This is a genomic window from Sphingobium sp. IP1 (assembly GCF_002708645.1).
In the GTDB taxonomy this organism is placed as follows: Bacteria; Pseudomonadota; Alphaproteobacteria; order Sphingomonadales; family Sphingomonadaceae; genus Sphingobium; species Sphingobium yanoikuyae.
This window is the reverse complement of sequence record NZ_NOIW01000061.1, coordinates 1-21,778: the sequence shown is the minus strand read 5'-3', so window position 1 is coordinate 21,778 and position 21,778 is coordinate 1. Positions and strand designations below refer to the sequence as shown.

The window sequence follows — 21,778 nt, the reverse complement described above, 5'->3', positions numbered from 1 at the left end:
GGATACCCAACGGGTCGCTGACGTCTTACTAGGCGGGGCGTCATTCAGTCCTTATCAAACCTTGAGAGAGTCCGTTCTCCCGCAACGACATTTGAACTTTGGCCTGCGCCAGCCGGGATTCTAGCACCAATCGTTCGGCTGACGCCGCATCCTTTCCTGACGAGTCCATCCCCAGGATGTCATTCCGGAGCAACCGCAAAACCTCATCATGCAAGTACGTGGCCCAATGATAGGCGTAACCTTCTCCGAATTTCTCGAAACCATCCGCAGTTCCTGGAACCAACTCGATCACAGTCTGACTGAGCTTACCCCGTTTTATTAAATCACTCTTTTTTATCCAGCGGCATGCTTAAAACCTTAAGCAACGTTACCGCGTTCATTAAAATGGTTTGGTACGCCTCGAACGTTTTCACGGCTACTTCACTTAAGTACAGACGGGATAATGTTCGATCAAATGACTTAATTTCTTCAAGGGTTTTATCAACCTGAAGAGGCTGTATTAGAGTTTTGACAAACTCAGCGATCTTCGGATCGCCGGTATCATCGATCATCTTATCCGTGTTCAAGATTTTCATGTACTCGACCAGCATGGAGAGTCTGGATAACACCTGCCTCTCACGAAGCAATGACTCCGCCGCTTCCAACCTCTTTGTCTGTATCGCGGCATCTCGCTCCCGCTGGGCTGTAGTTAGGAAGCCCCTGATCTGTTCCAGTTCTCGCTCGTTATCTCGGATGTCGCCTTTGAACTTTTCGAGCCGTTCTTCAAAATGATGCTCGACTGATTTGGTCAGATATCTCGCGAGTGTGTCGCGCATCAGCACCACGGTCGCACTGATCACGATACCAGTGATCGCCACTGAGCCAACTGCACTGACAACCCATTCCCCCAACCCAATCATCATCGCACTTACCCCCGAAAAGAAGGCAACTTAACGCTGCATTGCTGAATGGCAAAGAAGAGCCGAAACCCACTAACCATGCCCGCGCTAACGACCGGCAGTTATCCGGCCGTTGCCTTTTCCAATCCGACAGTCAGCAATCGGCCATTTGCGGGCATCGCCACCTCGGCTTCGCGCTGCGGCTCCCCGCTGCTTTTCCTGCTTGAATCAAGAAAAGCGGGATGCCGGGTCAGACCCGGCATGACGGGTAGGGAAATGGCCAATCTCCCCCGTTGAGCCGCGCGGGAAAGCCGCCTACATCATCGCCATGGCCGCCACTGCCTCCATCGCCGAACTGAATGACCGCGCACGCGACGTGTTTCGCATGGTGGTGGATAGCTATCTGGGCACCGGATTGCCGGTGGGGTCGCGCACGATCAGCAAGATGGGGCTGAGCCTTTCGGCCGCGTCGATCCGCAATGTGATGCAGGACCTGGAGGAACTGGGCCTGCTCGCCGCGCCGCACACCTCTGCCGGGCGGATGCCGACCGAGACCGGGCTGCGGCTGTTCGTCGACGGGATGATGCAGGCGGCCGAGCCATCGGTCGAGGAGCGCCGCGCGATCGAGGCGGGGCTGGCCGAGGGCGGGCCGATCGAGGAGGCGCTGTCGGCGGCGACGGCGACGCTGTCGGGCCTTTCCGCTTGTGCCGGCATCGTCATGGTGCCCCGGCGTGAGCCGGTGCTGCGCCAGTTCGGCTTCGTGCCCTTGAATGACCGGCAGGCGCTGGCCGTGCTGGTCGGGCAGGACGGGTCGATCGAGAATCGGGTGCTCGACCTGCCGCGCGGGGTGACGCCGTCGATGCTGAACGAGGCGGCCAATTTCATGTCGGCGCGCTTTGGCGGGCTGACCCTGCGCCAGGCCGGCGACCTCTTGGCGCGCGAGATGGAGCAGGAGCGCTCCACGCTGGAGGGCGCGGCGCGCGAACTGGTGACGCGCGGCATCGCGATCTGGAGCCATGATGCCGATGACCGTCCCGTTCTGATCGTGCGGGGGCAGGCGCATCTGATCGACGACGGCACCGCCGCCGACCTCGACCGGGTGCGGCAATTGCTGGAGCAGCTGGAGGGCAAGCAGGAAATTTCGCGCCTGCTGGAGAGCGCGCTGGCCGGCAGCGCGACCAAAATCTTCATCGGTTCGGAAAACAAGCTCTTTTCCCTTTCGGGTTCATCGGTCATAGCCGCCCCCTATCGCGGCGGGGACGGCCGGGTCGTCGGCGTGGTCGGCGTGATCGGCCCCACGCGCTTGAACTATGCCCGAGTGATCCCCATGGTGGATTTCACCGCACAGACGCTGTCGAGATTGATGAGATGAGCGAAGACAAGCAGACTATCGAAAATACCGAAACCCTGGACCAGCTGCCCGAGCAGGAGACCCCCGTGGACGCCCCTGAAAACGCCAATGCCGAGCGTATCGCAGCGCTGGAAGCCGAGCTGGAAACGGCCAAGCAGGACATTCTCTATGCCCATGCCGATACGCAGAATGTGCGGCGCCGGCTGGAGAAGGAACTGGCCGACGCGCGCGCCTATGCCGCGACCAGCTTTGCCCGCGACATGCTGTCGGTGGCCGACAATCTGGGCCGGGCGCTGGCGGCCATCCCCGCCGAGCTGCGCGAGGACGACAAGTTCAAGGGGCTGGTGACGGGCCTGGAAGCCACCGGCCGCGAGCTGGAGGCGGTGTTCGGCCGCAACGGCATCACCAAGATCGAGTCGGTCGGCCAGCCGCTCGACCCGAATAAGCATCAGGCGGTGATGGAACTGCCGTCGGCGGACGCCGAGCCGGGCACCGTGCTGGTGGAAATGCAGGCCGGTTACAGCATCAAGGACCGCTTGCTGCGCCCCGCCATGGTCAGCGTGGCGAAGAAGCCGGACTGACAAATATCCGCCCCGTTCGGGCTGGATCGGTCAGGGTCCCCCGTGGGGCCGCGAACGCACCGAATCCTTGCCCGAACGGAGGCCCTTTTGCTGCACGACCTCAACCTCACCACCGACCGTCCGACCTTTGTCACCCATCTCGAATGTTCGCTGACCGGCGAGCATTATGAGGCGGATCGGCTGCATGGGCTGTCGGCGGCGGGCAAGCCGCTCTTGGTGCGCTATGATCTGGACGGCGTGCGGGCCACGCTGACCAAGGAAGCACTGGCTGCGCGGCCGATGGACCTGTGGCGCTGGCGCGAATTGCTGCCGGTGCGGCAGACCAGCAACATCGTGAGCCTGGGCGAGAATGCGACGCCGCTCATTCCGCTGCCGCGCACGGCGAAGCGGCTGGGCGGGGCGCAGTTGCTGGCCAAGGATGAGGGGCGGTTGCCGACGGCCTCGTTCAAGGCGCGTGGCCTGGTCATGGCGGTCTCCATGGCCAAGGAACTGGGCGTGACCCAGGTGGCGATGCCGACCAACGGCAATGCCGGCGCGGCGCTGGCCGCCTATGCGGCGGTCGCGGGCATGGAATCGGTGATCTTCTGCCCGGCCGATACGCCCGAAGTGAATGTGCGCGAGATCGCGGCGCAGGGCGCGCGGGTCTATCGCGTCAACGGCTATATCGACGATTGCGGCGCGATCGTCGGCCAGGGCGTCAAGGAGCGCGGCTGGTTCGATTTCTCGACGCTCAAGGAGCCCTATCGGATCGAGGGCAAGAAGACGATGGGGCTGGAACTGGCCGAGCAGCTTGGCTGGGAATTGCCGGATGCGATCTTCTATCCCACCGGCGGCGGCACCGGCCTGATCGGCATGTGGAAGGCGTTCGACGAGCTGGAGAAGATCGGCTTCATCGGATCGAAGCGGCCCAAGATGTTTGCGGTGCAGGCCGAGGGCTGCGCGCCGATGGTCCGCGCGTTCGAGCAGGGCGTGGAATTTGCCAAACGCTGGGAGGATGCCCAGACCATCGCCATGGGCATTCGCGTGCCCAGGGCCGTGGGCGACTTCCTGATCCTGCGCGCGGTGCGGGAAAGCGGCGGCGCGGCGCTGGCGGTGTCGGACGCGGCGATCGCAGCGGCGGTGCGCGACGTGGCGCGCGACGACGGGCTGCTGCTCTGTCCCGAGGGCGGGGCGACGCTGGCGGCCTATCAACGGGCCTTGGACGAAGGGCTGATCGGGCGGGATGAACGCGCGGTGCTGTTCAACTGCGCCAGCGGCCTCAAATATCCGCTGGAAGACCAGAGCCGCACGCTCGACCGGCATGCGCCGATCGATTTCGCGGCGCTCTGATGTCCTGAACGGGCGGGCCATGGCCCGCCCGCTTATGGTCAGAAACGATAGTCCCAGCCCAGGGTGAAGAGACGCCCGCGACCGGCGAAGAAGGCCAGACTGTCGTCGGGCAGGCGCGTGTCGCTATTATAGTCGATATAGAATTTATCGAACAGATTCTGGACGCTGAGATAGACGCCGCCCAGTGATGCGGTGTCATAGCGCAGATAGGCGTCGGTGACCGCATAGCCGCCGAAATTGTTGCGCCGGTCCGGGTTCGCCTTGCCATGGAAATTGCGCGACAGATAATATTGGGTCTGCAGCCGCGCCGAGATGGCGCCATGGCGATAGTCGGCGGCGACGTTCAGGCGATCGGGCGAGATGTTGGTGCCGTCCAGATCGGTATCGACGATGCCGTCGGGATTGACGCTGTCGCTGTCATAGCGGCCCTTGAGATGGGCATAGCCGGTGGAGAGCTTGAGCCCCGGCAGCGGCGTCTGCACGCCGAGGTTGATTTCCAGCCCTTCGATCTCGACCCGCTGGCGCTGGACGGTGAAGATGCCGTCGCCCTGCGCGATCAATATCTGGCCCTTGTCGCTGGACGACCAGAAATAGGTGGCGCTGGCGTCGATCGGGCCGCGCTTCACCTCCAGCCCGATCTCGCGGTTGTTGGAGACGATCGGGCTGATGTCGAGATAATCGTCGAGGTCGACGCCCGCGACGCCGATCGACCGGGTGACGCGGCCGACATCGGGCATGGTGAAGCCCTCGGCATAGCTGGCATAGGCACGAATGCCCTCAAGCGGCTCGAAGATGAGGCCGCCGTTCAGCAGCGCATCGGAGAATTTGGGCTTGCCGCCCGCGACATCGACGCCGCCATAGGTCGCTACATTCTTCCCGTCATAGGTGGTCGATGCCAGGGTGTGGAAATCGTCGATCTTCACCTGCACATTTTCCCAGCGCACGCCGCCCGCCACGCGAAACAGCCCGTCGGCGATCTTGAGATTGGCCTGGGCGAAGGGGGCGATGGAACGGAAGTCGCTGGGCGGCACCCAGGTGCGGCCGGTGACCATCAGTCGCTGTTCCGTCTTGTCGAACAGGACGTCGAGGCCAACCGTGGTGGTCAGCGCCTCGAAGCCGGGCAGGGCGCGTTCATAGCTGATCTTGCCGCCGATCTTGCGCGACCGGTTCTGCGACTGGTCGAACAGGGTGCCGGGCGTCGCGATGGCGGGATCCTGGAAGGTCGGGATCGCGGCGAATTCGCCGCCGAAAATGTCGCGGCTGCGGTTGAAGAAAAGCTGGGTGACGAGGTTGCCGCCGGCGACATCGCTGTCGGTGTAGGAGAGGGACGCGCTTTCGGTGCGGTTCGATCCCGGCGTGCCGGGGGCGTCGCCCTTGACTGCGGTGGTGGGGAGGCCGTTGGCGCGGCTGCCGGGGAGCGGGACATAATCGCCATCGCCCTTCAGCTCATAGCGATTGAGGATCAGGTCCAGCCGGCCGGTATCGCCCACGGCATAGCCCAGCCGCGCGAAGATATCGGTGGTCTGCGATGCCTGGGTCTCGCCCTGGGTCATGTTGATGCCGATGCGGCGGTTGCGCGCGTCGTAGAAGGCGCCGCGCTTTTCATAGGAGGCGCCGACCGTGGCATCGAAAGCGCCGGCCTTATACTGGACCAGTCCGGCCGCCTTGCCACCAAAACCGTCGCCGTCGAAATCGTCGCTGGCCGATCCCTGCAGCAGCACCCGGCCGCTGATGCCCTCCTGCTTGGGTGCGCCTACCGTCCCCTGGTTGACGATACCGCCGGTGCCGCCAATCCCCTGCAGCGCGTTGGAGCCATAGATGAGTTCGACCCGGTCGATGAAGAAGCCATCGATGGTGAAGCCGTCGCGGCTGCCGTCGCGCAGCGGAGTCGACTGGGGGATGCCGTTGATGGCGTAGAGCGGCGAGCGGCCGCGCAGCGTTTCGCCCGCGCCCGACAGCTTGCCGCGGGTGGGGGAGAAGCTGGGGGTGAGGGTGGAGATGGCATCGGTGACCGAGCCGGAGATCGCGACCTGTTGGTCCAGCATCTGCTTGTCGATCAGGTCGATCGTCAGCGGCAGCGCATTGGGCGGCAGGATCGAGCGGGCGGCGGTGACGACGATCGATTCGCTGCTCTTGGTGTCAGCGTCGGCCTCGGCCTGCTGCGCCATGGCTGGCGATGCGAGGGCGATGGTCAGCGCCGCCAGCGCGATTGCAGAGTGACGAATTTCGATATGACGCATTATCGCGATCCCCTGATCCATGTTGGGCAGGGCTGCTAACGACAATCGATCGCAAGAACAATCACATTCTGCATAATGCTTATGCGATGAGGTGATAACCCCGATTCCCCTGCGTTTCGGGAGGGTGTCTCTATCATAAGATGCATAAAGATATATCTCATGTATTGACGTTGGTGATTTCTAAGATATATCACAATGCATCATGAAGCATTTTGAAAGAGAGAATATGCATTTTTCCCATTCCGATCGCGGCGCTGGACGCCGGGGGTGCCGGCCGGGCCGGCACATGGATGACGCCATGGCCGATCGCGGTTTCGACCCGCGCGGCTTTGGCCGTCATGGCGGGCGCGGCCATGGCCGCTTCTTCGGACCGGGCGGCTTTGGTCCCGAGGGGTTCGGGCGCGGTTTCGGCGGTGGCCGGGCAGGTGGCCGGGGCGGTCCGTTCGGTGAAGACGGTTTTGGTGACGGTCCCTTCGGCGGTGGCCGGGGCGGGCGTGGCGGCGGGCGCCGGCGGCTGTTCGGCAATGATGCGCTCAAGCTCATCCTGCTCAAGCTGATCGCCGATGCGCCGCGTCACGGCTATGACCTGATCCGCGAGATCGAGAGTCTGTCGGGATCGGTCTATGCGCCCAGTCCGGGCGTCGTCTATCCGACCCTGACGCTGCTGGCCGACATGGACCTGATCGCCGAGCAGCCCGGCGAAGGCAGCCGCAAGCTGTTCGCCATTACCGAGGCGGGCACCGCCCATCTGGCCGAGCATGAGGCCGGCGTTGCCGAGGTGATGGAGAAGCTGGCGCATCTGGCCCGCAAGGCCGAACGTAATGATGCCGCGCCGGTGCGCCGCGCGCTGCAGAATATGCGGGTGGCGATCCAGCATCGGCTTGAAAAGGAAGGCGCCGATTCCCAAACCATGTTCGACGTCGCGGCCCTGATCGACGAGGCCGCCAGCAAGATCGAAAGGCTCTGACCCCATGACGCTGACCGCCACCGTGCCGACCACCCATGGCAGCCGTTATCTGCAGCAGCTGTGCAAGCATTGGAGCCACAAGTTCGAGACCAGCTTCGACGCGGACAAGGGCGAGATCGCCTTTCCGATGGGGCCGATCCACCTGAGTGCCGATGCCGAGTTGCTGACCGTGGTGCTGGAACCGGCTTTCTCAAACGGTCTCTGACACGCGAAAGGGGCCGGGTCTGCACGGCCCGGCCCCTTCCCTGGTAAGCTCGATGAGGACCGGCAACCCCGGTCCTTCTTTGTGTCAGCTGTCGGTCTTGGCGCGCATGGCGGCCATGCGGGCGTTGGTCGCCTGCACGTCGGCGGCGGTGACGATGCCGTCCTTGTCGGCGTCCTGCTCGGCAAAGGCACGCGCACCCGATGCGTCATATTCGGCCTGGGCCATCTTGCCGTCCTTGTCCTTGTCGAGGACGTTGAAGCGGACATGGGCCTGGCGGATCTGGCGCTGGCGCTCCTCGGTCTTCTTCTCTTCGGTCAGGCTCGATTCCGCGAGCTGCTTTTCGAGGCGGGCGGCATATTCGCCGACATATTCATCCTCCGATACCCAGCCATCGCCATTGGCATCGGTCGCCTTGAAACGGGTGACGCGCACCGCGTCGAACTCGGCGCGGGTGACCTGGCCGTCATGGTTGCTGTCATAGTCATGGACGAAGGCACCGCCTTCATGCGGGGCGGCGAAGGCGGGCGTGCCGGCGGCGGCAACGACGGCGGCGATCAGGATGGAACGGGTGTTCATGGCGTGTCTCCGGGATATCAGGCGGCGTCGAACGCTAGCGTGTAGGTGTAGCTGCGATAGGGGGTTTCCGACCCGGCTGGCGCGGCGCCGCGATGGCGGACCAGGATCAGATAGGTGCCGGCATCGTCCGGCTTCAGGCTGAAGCGGCCCTGCGCGTCGCTCTTGGTCTCGGTCGCGACCTTGCGGCCGTCATGCACGCCGGCGCTGCGGAACAGGGTGACCTGCGTGGCGGGCAGGGGCTTGCCGTCGAACAGCAGCACGAAGCTGGCATCGCTGCCCGACACGATGGCGTTGGGATGGGTGACCGGCTGGATTTCGAGGCCCGTGCCGACCGGCTTGAGCGCGGCCTGCGTCGTCTGGCCGCGGGTGACATAGGCGTCGGCCAGCGTCATGCTCTGCACCTCGACCTCCTGCGCGCCGGGCTTGGGATCGCCACCCTCGCCGCGCATCACCCAGGCATCGCCGACGCGGAACATCTTGCCCTTGCGCCCGGCGCGCTGGCCGGTGGTGATGCGATAGGTGCCGTCCGCCTTCAGATCAGCCTCGAACACGGACAGGTCGCGCAGATAGGTGACCGGGCCGGTCGTCGCCTGGCTGCCGTCCGGCGCGACCAGGTGGAAGGGCGCGTCGCGCATCGCGACTTCGGGGACGAAGGCATCCTCGGCAAAGGCCGAGGTGACGGTGACATGGTCGGCCTTTCCGGCGTCGAACAGGGTCGGCAGCACATAGGGCATATGCGCCTGGGCGGCAGTGGCGCCGGCCAATAGCAGCACAGGCAAGGCGGCGGCGAACAGGGCGTTCACCGGGCGGCGATGGTTGGACAATGGGGTTCCCCTTGGTTTCGTTACGCTCCTCTATAATATATAGTGAGAATCACTTGCAATAGCATTTAATGCGGGTAGAGAGCGGCCAACCCGGCGCGTGATGCGCCGCAACAATGATACGGGGGCATTTCTCATGACCAAGTCCAAGACCCTGCTGCTGCTGGGCACCGCGCTGATTGCACTGCCGTTGCCGGCAATGGCCCAGGAGCAGAGTGACGATATTGCGGTCGCGAGCGATTCGCAGTTCGCGCTCGACCGGATGATCATCTCCGCCGGCGTCGAGAAGGTCGCGCTGGACACGCCGCAGGCGGTGACCGCGCTCGACCAGGAGGATATCGACCAGCTGCAGGCGACGACGATCGGCGACCTGCTGGAAGGCATGCCGGGCGTCAATGTGCAGGGGGGCGTCGGCCAGCTCGGCCAGGGCTTCAACATTCGCGGCATGGGCACGGCGATCGGCGACAGCGACAACCGCATCCTGATGACGGTCGATGGCGTCACCAAATTCTACGAACAATATCGCATGGGTGCCTTCTTCAGCGAGCCCGAACTCTACAAGCGGGTCGAGGTGCTGCGTGGCCCGGCATCCTCCACCCTCTATGGCGCGGGCGCGCTGGCGGGCGTGATCAACTTCACCACCAAGGATGCGTCGGACTTCCTGCGCGACGGCGACAAGCTGGCCGTGCGGTTGAAGGGTGCGACCGAAACCAATGCGCAGGGCCATACCCTGTCGGGCATCGTCGCGACCGAGCCGGTCGATGGCGTCGAGCTGCTGGGCAGCTATAATTATCGCCGCACCGACGATTACAAGAGCGGCAATGGTGACACGGTCGCTGCCTCCGCCACCGAATCCGACAGCTGGCTGGTCAAGGGCCGGGTCGCGATCGGCGGCAACAAGAAGCATGCGATCTGGGCGTCCTACCAGGACTGGATCAGCGACGCGCCGCAGGTCTATGACCAGATTTCGGCCGCCACCGGCAGCTCGCTGATGCGTCGCCGGGTTCACGACAAGACCGCCGTGCTGGGCTATGTGAACGACTTCGACGGCAGCAAATTCTTCAATGTCGAGGCGCAGGTCGCCTATTCGCTGTCCAAGGTCCACCAGACCGAGACCACCTTCCTGGGCGCGAACCTGGAATATTCCGATTTCTCCTATGAAAGCTGGCAGGCCAAGGTCCAGAATACCAGCGAGTTCGCCATGGGCGGCGACTGGACGACCTTCCTGATCCTGGGCGGCCAGTGGAGCACGCAGGAACGGCGCAACCCGCGCGTCAATTTCGACGGCACGGTGACGCCGGGCGCGGGCACCCATCCCGAAGGCGACATGGACCGTTACGGCCTGTTCGGTCAGCTGGAGATCGTCTGGTCCGACAAGCTGACCATCATGCCGGGCGTGCGCGTCGACTGGACCCGCCTGACGCCGGGCGACACGGTGGTCGGCGGCACCGTCCTCACCGACAAGGTGAAGGATAGCGGCGTGTCGCCCAAGCTCGCCGCGCTCTACAATATCACGCCCTGGTTCGGCCTGTTCGGGTCGGTCGCGCGCACCGTGCGCATGCCCAATATCGACGAAATCTTCACCCGCAGCGCAACCCGGCCGAACAATCCGGACCTGAAGCCCGAGAAGTCGGACAATTATGAAGCCGGCTTCACTTTGTCCTTCGACGATATGCTGGGCAAGAATGACCGCTTCCGCGCGAAGACCACCCTGTTCCAGAACGACGTCAAGGATCTGATCGTCAACGTCTCGGCCGCGGCGGGCACGCCCTATTTCCAGAATATCAACCGGTCGCGCTTCAAGGGCATCGAGCTGGAAGCCGAATATGGCATTGGCGGCTTCTATGCGCGCGGCAATGCCAGCTTCATCGATGGCAAGAACCGGCTGACCGGCGATTATCTCAACACCATCCCGGCGAACGACTATCGCCTGACGCTGGGCTATAATGATGTGGCGAGCGGCCTGTCGGGCGGCTGGACCGGCGAATTTGCCGAGCGGCAGGACAAGGTGACGCCGGGCAGCTTCGCCTCGGCCGGGTCGGGCCTGGCGACGCCGGGCTACAGCGTCCACAACCTGTTCTTCGCCTTCAAGCCGCAGGGTGGCGTGGCCAAGGGCTTCGAATTCCGCATCGCCATGGATAATATCTTCGACAAGCAATATCGCCGCCATCTGTCCTCGCTCGCCGCCGAGGGACAGAGCTTCCGCTTCACCGTGGCGAACACCTTCTGACGCCATGACGGGCGTGCGGCGTCCCTTTCGCGTCACGGGGCCGGCGGCGGCCTCGCTCGGGATCAACGCGTTGCTGATCGCGGCGCTGCTGAATCTGGGCATGGGCCGCGCGCCGAAGCGCGAGGAGGGGGCTGCACTGACCGTCATGTCGCTGGCGGCGCTGAAGGGCGTGGAGCAGGGGGCGGAACAGGCCGAGGCGGCGGAGGCGATGGCGCAGCCCGAAGCCCCGGTGCCGACGCAGGCGCCGCCCCCCACGCCGGTCAGCCTGCCGCAGTCGGTGCCGCCGCCGATGGTGGCGATCCCTTCCGCATTGTCGCTGCCCGTCGCGGTGGCGCCGGCTGCTCCGTCAACGCCAGTGGCCGCGGCGGCGCCGTCATCGCAGCCCGCGGCCAGGGCGGCGCCGGTCATGGCCGCCAGCGCCGGCGCGCCGCCGGCCCGGCGCGGGATCTCCGACGGGCTGGACGCCAACGCCCCGGCCGGCAACAGCCGCGCCTATGCGGCGCGGGTGCGTTCCTGGCTCTATGCCCACAAGATTTATCCCCGCCGCGCGAAGATGCGGCATGAGGAAGGGGTGGTGAAGGTCCGCTTCGTGATCGACCGCGCCGGCATGCTGATCGAAGGGCGGGTGATCAGCAGTTCCGGCCGCGCCTCGCTCGACGAGGAAGCCGCCGCCATGCTGCACCGCGCCTCGCCCTATCCCAAGGCCCCGTCCGACATATCCGGCGACCGCATCGAATTCACCGCGCCGGTGGAGTTCGTGCTGCCGGTGTAGCGGGGGATGGTCTGGGGACGGTCAGAAGCGGCTGTTTCCTACTCCCCTCCCTTCCAGGGAGGGGCCGGGGGTGGGTGTGCCGCGTAGCGGCAATCTACGGTCGATAGGGCAGAAGCTCGCTGCGCTCGCAACCCACCCCAACCCCTCCCTAGAAGGGAGGGGCTATGCCTTGTTTCCACCCATCCAAGCCATTGAGCGCAGAGGGACTGTGCATTCGCGTAACCGGGCGCATAGGGCGGTTCAGCCCTTGGCCTTGGTGGCGGCGATATAGGCCTGGACCTGTTCGCCCAGCACGTCGAGCGGCAGGGCGCCATTGGCCAGCACCACTTCATGGAAGTCGCGAATGTCGAACTTCGCGCCTAGCGCCTGTTCGGCGTCCTTGCGCAACTGGGCGATACGGATCTGGCCGATCATGTAGCTGGTCGCCTGGCCCGGATTGTTGATGTAGCGATCGACTTCCTTGACGATGTCGCGTTCCGACAAAGGCGCATTGTCGCGGAAATACTGGATCGCCTGTTCGCGCGTCCAACGCTTGGCATGCAGGCCGGTGTCGGTGACCAGCCGGATCGCGCGCCACATCTGCAGCGAGAGCATGCCGAATTCCGAATAGGGATCCTGATAGGCGCCCATCTCCTTGGCCAGACGCTCGCTATAGAGGCCCCAGCCTTCGGTATAGGCGCCATAATAGCCGAAGCGGCGGAATTTGGGCAGGTCGGGCAGTTCCTGCGCGCGGGCGATCTGAAAATGATGGCCCGGCGCGCCTTCATGATGGGCGATCGCCGCGACCTGGGGCTTCTGCACCTGATTCATGTCGGCAAGGTTGACGTAGAAGATGCCGGGGCGCGATCCGTCGGGCGCGGGCTGGTTGTAGAAGGCGACCGAGGCAGTTTCCTGGCGCCAGGCCTCGACCGCGCGTACCTCCAGCTTCGCCTTGGGCAGGACGCGGAAGAAACGCGGGGCGGCGTCCATGGTCTGGGCGATGGCGGCGCGGGCATCGGCCAGATAGGCTTCGCGACCGGCGGCATCATTGGGATATTTGAACTTGGGATCGGTGCGCAGCGCCTGGAAGAAATCGGTCAGCGATCCGGCAAAGCCGATCCGCGCCTTCACCGCCTCCATCTCCGCGCGGATCGCCTTCACCTGATCCAGGCCGATCTGGTGGATCTGGTCGGCGTTGAGGCTGGTGGTGGTATAGAAGGCGAGGCGGGCGTTATAATAGGCCTCGCCGCCCGGCAGGCTCCAGGCGCCGTCATTGCCCTTGGCCCTGGGTTCGATCGCATCGAGCGCGGCGAACAGGGTCTGGAAGCCCTTGGCGAAGGGGCCGGTCAACGCGGCCTGTGCGTCGGCGATCAGCTTGGCCTTCTCCGCGTCCGATGCCTTGAGCGCGCCGACCTTCTTCTTGAAATCGGCGAACAGGGTGGAGTCCGGTCCCTGATCGAAGGGAGCGCCGCTGATCACCTTCTTCGCGTCGGCGCGGGCAGGGGCGAACACCATCTTGGGCGGGACGATGCCCTGTGCGGCCTGGTCGCGCATCTTGGTCGCGACCTCGTTCATCACCCGCTCGCTGTCGCGCAGGCGGGCAATATAGGCCTGGGCATCGGCGACGCTGTCGACGCGATGTTCGTTAATCAGGAAGACCGGGATATTGCCCGCCGGGCTGCCATTGGTGGACACGGGGAAGGCATATTTGGCGAAGGGCGCCTGCTGCTTCGATGTCGCCACCTGCGCTTCGAACAGACGATAGCTGAGCCGCGCCGAGGGGCCGAGCCGTTCGGGCGAGAAGCGGCGATGCAATTCGGCGAGCTGCTGTTCCTGCAGCGCCAGGCTGCGGGCGTCGGCCCGTTCGCTATAATCGTCCAGCTTGCCATAGTCGGTCTTGAGGCCAAGGCTGGTCATCGATTCCGGGCTGAGCGCCAGTTGCTGGTCGAACGCCTGGTCGAGGAAGGCGAGCAGCGCCTTGTCTTCCTGCGCGGTTGCCGATGCGGGCGCCGTGCTTGGGGCTTGGGCCAGGATCGGGGCGGAGGCGCCGAGGGCAAGGAGCAGCGCGAGCGAGATACGGACGGTCATGGCAATTCCTGTCGCGAATAGGGATGCGGAGGAGAGACAGGCGCGCGGGCGTCAAGTCAAGCCGGGCCTTGCGAAAGCGATCGCTTTTCCGGGGCTTGGACGGCCGTCCTCGAAGCCTCTGGACAGGCCGTGCCTTTCTGCCATCTATTTTGCGCGCGACAATCATAGGTTGAGCAGGGGTAGGGCGATGGCGATCAGTCTCAAGGTCAATGGACAGACGCGCACGGTGGAGGCCGATCCGGCCAAGCCGTTGCTGTGGGCACTGCGCGAGGATCTGGACATGGTCGGCACCAAGTTCGGTTGTGGCGCGGGGCTGTGCGGCGCCTGCACCGTGCATATCGACGGGAGTCCGGCGCGCGCCTGCCAGACGCCGATCGGCGAGGCGCAGGGCATGGCGATCACCACGATCGAGGCGGTGGCGCAGAGCGATGCGGGCAAGCGTATATCCGATGCCTGGGTCAAGCTGGACGTGCCGCAATGCGGCTATTGCCAGGCCGGGCAGATCATGAGCGCGAGTGCGCTGCTGGCGACCACGCCCGACCCCAGTGACGAGGATATTGACGCGGCGATGATGGGCAATCTCTGCCGCTGCTCCACCTATGTCCGCATCCGCGCCGCGATCAAGGATGCTGCCAGGGCGGGAGCGAAGGCATGAACGCGCCGATCCTGTCGCGCCGCCGCTTCCTGAGCGCCTCGCTGGTCGCGGGCGGTGGCTTGCTGTTCGACCTCAACATTCCGCTGGCCGGCGCGGCCGAGGGCGCGCCGCAGATATTGACCGCCTTCGTGCGCATCCTGCCCGACAATCGCGTCATCATCGGCGCGAAAAATGCCGAGATCGGGCAGGGCGCCAAGACCATGCTGCCGATGCTGATCGCCGAGGAACTGGACGTCGACTGGGCGCAGGTGACGATCGAGCAGACCCATGCCGACCAGAAGATATTCGGCGGGCAGACGGCCGGCGGCAGTCGCACGACGCCGCGCGAATGGCTGCCGACGCGCAAGGCCGGTGCCGCTGCCCGCGCGATGCTGGTCGCGGCGGCGGCGCAGCTATGGGGCGTGGCGCCCGCGACATTGAAGACCGGCAGCGGCAAGGTGAGTGATCCGGCGTCGGGCAGGAGCATCAGCTATGCCGCGCTCGGCGCCGCTGCGGCGCAGCAGCCCGCGCCCGATCCGGCGACATTGACGCTGAAAGACCCCAAGGATTTCCGCATCATCGGCCAGTCGATCGGCGGGGTGGATACGCCGGCTATCGTGGCGGGCAAGCCGCTGTTCGGGATCGATTTCAAGCTGCCCGGCATGCTCTATGCCGTGCTGGAAACCTGCCCGGCCTTTGGCGGGACGTTCCAATCGGCCAATCTGGACGCAGTGAAGGCACTGCCCGGCGTGGCCCATGTGCTGACGATCAAGGGCGACGGGACGCCGGAATCCTTGTTCGACGGCGTCGCGATCCTGTCGGCCAGTTGGTGGAGCGCCAACCAGGCGCGCGAGGCGCTGAAGGTCGAGTGGGACATGAGCGCCGTCAGCGGCTTTTCGACCGAGGGCTACGCCGCGCAGGCGGCCGAACGGCTGAAGGGCAAGGCGGACGGGGATATCGTCCGCGCCGGCGATGTGGATGCCGCCTTTGCTACGGCGGCGAAGACGGTCAGTGCGGAATATGATTATCCCTTCCTGGCGCATGGCACGCTGGAGCCGCAGAATTGCACCGCCCTGTTCAAGGATGGCGCGATCGAGATCTGGGCGCCGACGCAGAATCCGGAAAGCGGGCGCGGGCTGGTGGCCAAGGCGCTGAACCTGCCGCCGGAAAAGATCCGCATCAACTTCACCCGCATCGGCGGCGGTTTCGGCCGGCGGCTGATGAACGATTATATGGTGCAGGCGGCGGCGATCGCGGCGCAATTGCCCGGCGTGCCGGTGAAGCTGCTCTATAACCGGCAGCAGGATATCCAGCGCGACTTCTACCGCCCGGCCGGCTGGCACGGCTTCCGTGCGGCGCTGGACAAGGGCGGGAAAATGACCGCCTTCCACGATCATTTCGTGACCTTCGGCAAGGACGGCAAGCCGGTGCGGTCGGCCGAGATGCCGGCGAGCGAAATCCCCGCCGGCCTGATCGACACGGTCCTCCTGGAACAGAGTTTCCTTGCCACCAACATGCCGACCGGATGGCTGCGCGCGCCCGGCTCCAACGCGCTGGCCTTCGTCACCCAAGCCTTCCTGGACGAAGTGGCGCAGGCGGCGGGCAAGGATCTGCCGACGCTGATGCTGGAATTGCTGGGCGAACCGCGCGAATTGCCGCGCGGTCCCAATGCGCCGCCCTTCGTCACCGGCCGCGCCAGGGGCGTGATCGAGAAGGTGGTGGCGATGAGCGGCTGGGCCGATCGTGGCAAATTGCCCAAGGGGCGGGGCAAGGGATTTGCCTTTTACTATAGCCATATGGGCTATTTCGCCGAGGTGCTGGAGGTGGCGCTGGTCGATGGTATGCCCAAGGTCGCGACCGTGTGGGTCGCGGGCGACGTCGGCAGCCAGATCATCAACCCGATGAACGCGCTGCATCAGGCGCAGGGATCGGTGATCGAGGGGCTGGGGCAGGCGCTGGCCGGGCAGAAGATCACCCAGGTGGCCGGTGCGGTTGAACAGGCCAATTTCGACACCCATCCGTTGCAGCGCATCCCCGATACGCCGCAGATCATCGTCGAGTTCGTGAAGACCGATTATCCGCCGACCGGCATGGGCGAGCCGGCACTGCCGCCGGTGATCCCGGCGCTGGTCAATGCGCTGCACGCGGCCACCGGCAAGCGCATCCGCACCCTGCCGATCGTGCCGGAGATGTTCGCCTGAACCCTGTTTTCCGACCCCCTCTTTACTTGGCCTGAAAAATCTTGATGATCGTCAAGAATCTGATGGCGGATCGACATGGCGTCATCCGTCATGCCGGTCAGAGGGGCAAAAAAGCCCCCGCCTGAGATTGGGCCGCGTCCAGGGCAAAAGACCGGACGCCAAAGGGGGACATCAGGGTGAAGCAGCTTCCGGTGAAGTTCGGTCTGTTGGCGTTGCTCTCCGCATCGGTCGTGCTGGCGCAGGCGGATGGCGGTCCCGACGGCGCGACGATGAAGGAGACGGAGGAGGGCATCCCCGTCACCGATCCGCTGGTCCAGGAAAAATGCGGCAGCTGTCACGCGCTCGATGCGAAGGGTAACCTGTCCCGCATCAGCTGGGTGCGCACCACGCCGGAGGGCTGGGCGCAGGCGATCAAGCGGATGGTGCGGTTGAATGGCCTCCCCATCACGCCCGAGGAATCGCGCGCGGTCATCAAGTCGCTGTCCGCCTCGCACGGGCTGGCGCCGGAGGAGGCGCGGCCGGTCATGTATCTGCCCGAAAAGCGGATCGTCGACGAAGTCCTGCCCAACGAGACGATGCGCGGCGCCTGCGCCAGCTGCCATGCCTTCGCCCAGCCCTTGTCCTGGCGCCGGTCGAAGCTGGAATGGAAGACGTTGCAGGATCTGCATGTCGCCCTCTATTCGCAGGCCGACGCCCAATATCGCCGCCCGGCCGAGGATAGCGAGCAGCCCGCCGGCCGCGACCCCAAGGACAAGATGACGCGCGGCGAATATGCGCTGACCTATCTGCCCAAGGTGGCGGGACTGCATACGCCCGAATGGGCCGCCTGGAGCTCGCGCCTGCGTGCGCCGCGGCTGGCGGGCGACTGGCTGGTGGTGGCGTCGGTGCCGGGGCAGGGGCGCTTCGTCGGCACCATGACGGTGGCGCCGGGCGCGGCCGCCGACGAGTTCAAGACCAGCGCGTCGCTCACCTCGCTCTCCAATGGCGCGACTATCAGCCGCAGCGGCACCGGCCTCGTCTATTCCGGCTATAGCTGGCGCGGCTCGTCCAAGGGCGGCGCGGCGCCGGGGAAACCCGATGATCTGGGCAGTCCGGCGCGCGAGACGATGTGGTTCGCACCCGACCAGCAGCGCGCCGAAGGGCGCTGGTTCTGGGGCGAATATCAGGAATTCGGCTATGACGTGAAACTGGTCCGCGCTACCGCCGCGCCGGCCATATTGGCGGTGACGCCAGGCGCGGTGAAGGCCGGGGCGAAGGGCGTCGACGTCACCATCTGGGGCCATAATCTGCCGGCCTCGCTGACGGCGGCGGATGTCGATCTGGGCGCGGGCGTCACCGTCGCCAGCGTCGTGTCGGCGACGCCGGGCAAGGCGGTGCTGAGCGTCGATGTCGCGGCCAGCGCGCCCGCCGGCCAGCGCGATGTCGGCATTGGCGGCGCGGTGCTGGAAAAGGCGTTCCCGGTCTATCGCAAGGTCGATTATCTCAAGGTCACGCCGGAAACGAGCCTGGCCCGGCTGGGCGGCATCAAATTCGCCAAGGGATACCAGCAGTTCGAGGCGATCGGTTACGACAACGGCCTGGATGGCAAGCCGAACACGAGCGACGATGTCGCCATCGGACCGGTCGACGCGACCTGGTCGATGCAGGAATTCATGTCGGTCTATTATGATGACGACATGAAATATGTGGGCGCGCTGAGCCCCACCGCCTTCTTCACGCCGGGGCTGGAAGGCCCCAATCCCGAACGCCGGTTCAGCCGCAACAATTATGGCGAGGTCTGGGTCGTCGCCACGGCGAAGGCGGAAAAGGACAAGTTCGGCAAGCCCTTGAGCGCGCGGTCCTATCTGGTCGTGACCGTGCCCATGTATCAGCGCTTCGACCAGCCGGAGGTGTCGCGATGACCGTCATGCAGGCCCCCGCCTATCGTCGCGCCGAATATCATAGCTTTGCCGCAGGTGGCAGCGACTTCGTCTATCTGGTGAGCGCCGGCGCGATCTTCGAGATCGATGCGCAGGTGCAGGCCGTGCTGGACCGGCTTGATGGACAGGAGCTGAGCCATGCCGCGCTGGTCCGCGAACTGGCGGGCGAGGATGGCGACCTGGCCGAAGCCGAGGCGCTGGTGCGCGAATTGCGCGCGGTGCAGCTCATCCATCTGGGCGCGGCGCCGGTGTCCGTGCCGGAGGCGCCGCCGGCCGATTTCCCGTTGCAGGCGCTGGTGCTGAACATCACCAACCAGTGCAATCTGGCCTGCACCTATTGCTATGAATTCGGCGCGGACAAGATCGCGACCCCGGCCGGCAAACCCAAATATATGACGCTGGAGACGGCCAGGGCGTCGGTCGACCTGCTGATCGCGGAGGCGGCGAACCGTCCGTCGGTCCACATCACCTTCTTCGGCGGCGAAACCTTGATGAATTTCAAGCTTCTGCGCGATGTGGTGGAATATGCCAATGGCGCGACGGCGGCGGCGGGCAAGGGGATCACCTACAGCCTGACCACCAATGCGACCTTGCTGACGCCGGAGATTGTCACCTTCCTGTCGGACAATCGGGTCGGCGTCACCGTGTCGATGGACGGCCCGCCCGAACTGCAGGACAAGCATCGCGTCTACAAGAATGGCAAGGGCAGCTATGCGGTGATCGAGCCGCGGTTGCGCACGCTGATCGCCCATCATCGCACCCGCGCGGTGACCGCGCGCGTCACCCTGACCGAAGGCGTGACCGATGTCGTGCGCATCTTCCGCCATCTGAAGGATGATCTGGGTTTTCACGAGGTCGGCTTCGCGCCGGTGACCACAGGGGAAACGCGGGCCTATTCGATCGATGCCGACGGCATGGACAGCGTGCTGGCGCAGTTCAACCTGCTGGCGCAGGAATGGCTGGAATTTGCGCTGCGCGGGCAGGTCCATGGCTTCACCAATGTCAGCGAGACGATCAGCGAGCTGATTTCGGGCGTCAACAAATCGCATCCCTGCGGCGCGGGCATGGGGCTGATGGGGGTCAGCCCGTCGGGCGACCTGTCGCCGTGCCACCGTTTCACCGACGCCGACACCCATGTGATGGGCCATGTGTCGAGCGGCATCGACCGGGCCAAGCAGGGCGATTTCCTGAGCCGCGGCCATGTCGGCGCCAAATATGATTGCCAGAGTTGCTGGGCGCGGCCGCTCTGCGCCGGCGGCTGCCACCATGAGGCGTTCGTCCGTTATGGCGACACCGGCCATGCCAATCTCCATTATTGCGACTGGATCCGGCAATGGACCGACACCTGCCTGCATATCTATGGCGAGCTGGCGGTGAAGAACCCCGGCTTCCTGGAGCATTTCGCTGAACGAAAGGGGCTGTCATGAAGCATCTTCGTGCCATCAACAAAAAGGCGCGGCGGATCGGCGACGCCGTGACGCAGATGGAGGCGGCGATCGAGGTCGCGGCCGCGTCTGGCGCGACGCCATCCGACATGGAGGAGGATGTCGTCGCCCTGCAACAGGCGCCGCGTCCCCATGTGCCGATGGGCTGTACCCTGTCCTTCTCGCCCGGCTGGGAAGTGGATGCGGGCGGCGGCACGGCGGGCCTGTGCCAGCCGGTCGAGCGCGACATCTATGACTGCTATGTCACCTGTTTCTGGCCGGTGCAGGTGCCCGACCATGTGAATTATTCGCCCGACTGGGCCAGCAACTGCGCCACCGCGACCAAGGACTGGCGCAATCTCGACCTGGTGTTTCCATGAGGCGCGCGATGCAGAAAATCCGCTTTGTCCTGGCGGCGGGGCTCGCCGCGCTGGCGACCATTCCTACCCATGCGGCGACCCTGTTCATGGGCACCTATCCTGACGTCCTGCTGGTCTTTGACGAGGGCAAGGGCGCGGTGACGCAGAAGATCAAGCTGGACACCGGCCTGCCGACCGCGATGAGCCTGTCGGACGATGGCAAGCGCATCTATGTGTCGACCATCACGACGAGCGGGATCGAGGTGATCGATGCCGCCAGCCGACAGGTGGTGAGCAAGTTCAGCCTGAACGACGGTCCCAATCGGGTGCGCTTCTATGGCGGCGTTGCGGACCCGGCGGGCCGCTATTTCTACACGATCATCACCAAGATCGACAAGGAAATGGACCGCTACAAGGTCAGCAAGCCGCTTTATGGCGTCATTGACCTGAAGCTCGGCAAGCTGGTGCGCACCGCCGAGATCGAGAAGGATGATGAAAAGGCGATCGGCGGCTTTCGCGTCGCCTTCAAGGTGTCGGGCGACGGCAAATATCTCTACGCCTTTGGCGAGAAGGTGATTGTCATCGACACTGCGACATTGAAGGCGACGGACCGCATCGACCTCGCCCGGCCCGAAGGTACGGGGCTGGAGAATGTCGGCTTTGGCGGATCGCTCGAAACGCTGCGGACGCCCGGCCAATATGTGTCGCTGTTCAACGCGGCCGACCCCTATATCCACAGCAAGATGTTCGGCCTGGCCCGGTTCGATCTCAACAGCCGCCAGTTCGACTTCACCCCGATCGGCCCGGCGCCGGCTGCCATGGCGGGCCTGGAAATCACGCCCGACGGCAAGCAGGCCTATACGGTGGTGACCAACGGCACGCTGGGATCGAAACGGTGCGAATTCTGGCACATGGACCTTTCCACCAACGCGGTGGTGGACAAGGCGGAATTCCCCTGCCGATCGCGCTTCCGCTTCGGCATGTCGATGGATGGGGCCAAGCTCTATATCTACGGCGCCAGCTTCGATATCGAGGTCTATGACGCGAAGACGCTGAAGCTGGAAGCCACCTGGGATCTGGGCAATGACGCGACCGGCGCCGGCATGGTGGCGGTGCCGTGACCCGTGCCGGCTGTCCCGACACTCCGATGGCCGTGGCCATCCGGGGCAGCGGGATGGCCGCCAATGCCTGCGCGCATCTGCTCAAAGGGGCGGGGCTTTGCGT

Annotated in this window: 17 protein-coding genes and 1 pseudogene; 13 read left to right on the top strand and 5 right to left on the bottom strand. The window is 64.8% G+C overall.

Annotation, left to right across the window (positions count from 1 at the left end):
- Nucleotides 1-323: 323 nt before the first annotated feature.
- Nucleotides 324-902, bottom strand: a complete 579-nt coding sequence (locus tag CG471_RS19080; protein WP_099233063.1) for a hypothetical protein — start codon at nucleotides 900-902, stop codon at nucleotides 324-326.
- A 304-nt stretch (nucleotides 903-1,206) separates the two neighbouring features.
- Here CG471_RS19080 and hrcA point away from each other — a divergent pair, with 304 nt between their 5' ends.
- The 3 genes from hrcA (at nucleotide 1,207) to CG471_RS19065 (ending at nucleotide 4,139) form a co-directional block, all read left to right on the top strand.
- Nucleotides 1,207-2,250, top strand: a complete 1,044-nt coding sequence (hrcA, locus tag CG471_RS19075) for a heat-inducible transcriptional repressor HrcA (protein ID WP_037510582.1) — start codon at nucleotides 1,207-1,209, stop codon at nucleotides 2,248-2,250.
- Entirely contained in the window at nucleotides 2,247-2,810 is a 564-nt protein-coding gene (gene grpE, locus CG471_RS19070) for a nucleotide exchange factor GrpE (protein WP_010337599.1), read from the top strand. The genes hrcA and grpE overlap by 4 nt, the downstream gene beginning before the upstream one ends.
- An 87-nt stretch (nucleotides 2,811-2,897) precedes the next feature.
- Nucleotides 2,898-4,139, top strand: coding sequence for a threonine synthase (locus tag CG471_RS19065; protein WP_099233061.1), 1,242 nt, complete (start codon nucleotides 2,898-2,900; stop codon nucleotides 4,137-4,139).
- Between the two features lie 38 nt (nucleotides 4,140-4,177).
- On the opposite strand, the gene CG471_RS19060 is transcribed toward CG471_RS19065, so the two are convergent.
- The gene (locus tag CG471_RS19060; RefSeq protein ID WP_099233084.1) at nucleotides 4,178-6,379 is read right to left on the bottom strand and encodes a TonB-dependent receptor; all 2,202 of its coding nucleotides are present in this window, start codon (nucleotides 6,377-6,379) and stop codon (nucleotides 4,178-4,180) included.
- Between the two features lie 298 nt (nucleotides 6,380-6,677).
- Here CG471_RS19060 and CG471_RS19055 point away from each other — a divergent pair, with 298 nt between their 5' ends.
- A complete protein-coding gene (locus CG471_RS19055) occupies nucleotides 6,678-7,346 on the top strand; it encodes a PadR family transcriptional regulator (RefSeq protein ID WP_218964270.1) in 669 nt (222 codons plus the stop codon).
- A 4-nt stretch (nucleotides 7,347-7,350) separates the two neighbouring features.
- A pseudogene (locus tag CG471_RS19050) lies at nucleotides 7,351-7,530 on the top strand (DUF2218 domain-containing protein); the annotation flags it as partial.
- A gap of 105 nt (nucleotides 7,531-7,635) precedes the next feature.
- Here the strand turns inward: CG471_RS19050 and CG471_RS19045 are convergent.
- Both CG471_RS19045 and CG471_RS19040 read right to left on the bottom strand, forming a co-directional pair.
- Nucleotides 7,636-8,127: a hypothetical protein gene (locus CG471_RS19045; RefSeq protein WP_099233059.1), complete on the bottom strand. Its 492-nt coding sequence runs from the start codon at nucleotides 8,125-8,127 to the stop codon at nucleotides 7,636-7,638.
- 17 nt (nucleotides 8,128-8,144) lie between these two features.
- Nucleotides 8,145-8,951 carry a DUF4198 domain-containing protein gene (locus CG471_RS19040; protein ID WP_097382375.1) on the bottom strand — a complete coding sequence of 269 codons (807 nt, stop codon included), beginning with the start codon at nucleotides 8,949-8,951 and terminating at the stop codon, nucleotides 8,145-8,147.
- 133 nt (nucleotides 8,952-9,084) lie between these two features.
- Between CG471_RS19040 and CG471_RS19035 the strand changes: the two genes are divergently transcribed.
- Both CG471_RS19035 and CG471_RS19030 read left to right on the top strand, forming a co-directional pair.
- The gene (locus CG471_RS19035) at nucleotides 9,085-11,178 is read left to right on the top strand and encodes a TonB-dependent receptor domain-containing protein (protein ID WP_257211606.1); all 2,094 of its coding nucleotides are present in this window, start codon (nucleotides 9,085-9,087) and stop codon (nucleotides 11,176-11,178) included.
- 4 nt (nucleotides 11,179-11,182) lie between these two features.
- A complete protein-coding gene (locus CG471_RS19030) occupies nucleotides 11,183-11,950 on the top strand; it encodes an energy transducer TonB (RefSeq protein ID WP_099233055.1) in 768 nt (255 codons plus the stop codon).
- A 240-nt stretch (nucleotides 11,951-12,190) separates the two neighbouring features.
- Here the strand turns inward: CG471_RS19030 and CG471_RS19025 are convergent, their stop codons facing one another.
- A complete protein-coding gene (locus CG471_RS19025) occupies nucleotides 12,191-14,017 on the bottom strand; it encodes a DUF885 family protein (protein ID WP_099233053.1) in 1,827 nt (608 codons plus the stop codon).
- Between the two features lie 187 nt (nucleotides 14,018-14,204).
- Here CG471_RS19025 and CG471_RS19020 point away from each other — a divergent pair, with 187 nt between their 5' ends.
- The 6 genes from CG471_RS19020 to CG471_RS18995 all read left to right on the top strand — a co-directional run bounded on the left by CG471_RS19020 (nucleotide 14,205) and on the right by CG471_RS18995 (nucleotide 21,675).
- Complete coding sequence (locus CG471_RS19020; protein WP_004210954.1) at nucleotides 14,205-14,672, top strand: (2Fe-2S)-binding protein; 468 nt, start codon at nucleotides 14,205-14,207, stop codon at nucleotides 14,670-14,672.
- Entirely contained in the window at nucleotides 14,669-16,852 is a 2,184-nt protein-coding gene (locus CG471_RS19015; RefSeq protein WP_099233051.1) for a xanthine dehydrogenase family protein molybdopterin-binding subunit, read from the top strand. The genes CG471_RS19020 and CG471_RS19015 overlap by 4 nt, the downstream gene beginning before the upstream one ends.
- A 176-nt stretch (nucleotides 16,853-17,028) precedes the next feature.
- Entirely contained in the window at nucleotides 17,029-18,753 is a 1,725-nt protein-coding gene (gene peaA, locus CG471_RS19010) for a quinohemoprotein amine dehydrogenase subunit alpha (RefSeq protein WP_099233049.1), read from the top strand.
- Nucleotides 18,750-20,198, top strand: a complete 1,449-nt coding sequence (gene peaB / locus CG471_RS19005; protein WP_099233047.1) for a quinohemoprotein amine dehydrogenase maturation protein — start codon at nucleotides 18,750-18,752, stop codon at nucleotides 20,196-20,198. Before peaA ends, peaB begins: the two co-directional genes overlap by 4 nt.
- Nucleotides 20,195-20,575, top strand: coding sequence for a quinohemoprotein amine dehydrogenase subunit gamma (gene qhpC, locus CG471_RS19000; RefSeq protein ID WP_099233045.1), 381 nt, complete (start codon nucleotides 20,195-20,197; stop codon nucleotides 20,573-20,575). Before peaB ends, qhpC begins: the two co-directional genes overlap by 4 nt.
- An 8-nt stretch (nucleotides 20,576-20,583) precedes the next feature.
- The gene (locus CG471_RS18995; protein ID WP_099233043.1) at nucleotides 20,584-21,675 is read left to right on the top strand and encodes a hypothetical protein; all 1,092 of its coding nucleotides are present in this window, start codon (nucleotides 20,584-20,586) and stop codon (nucleotides 21,673-21,675) included.
- The last annotated feature ends 103 nt before the right edge of the window (nucleotides 21,676-21,778 follow it).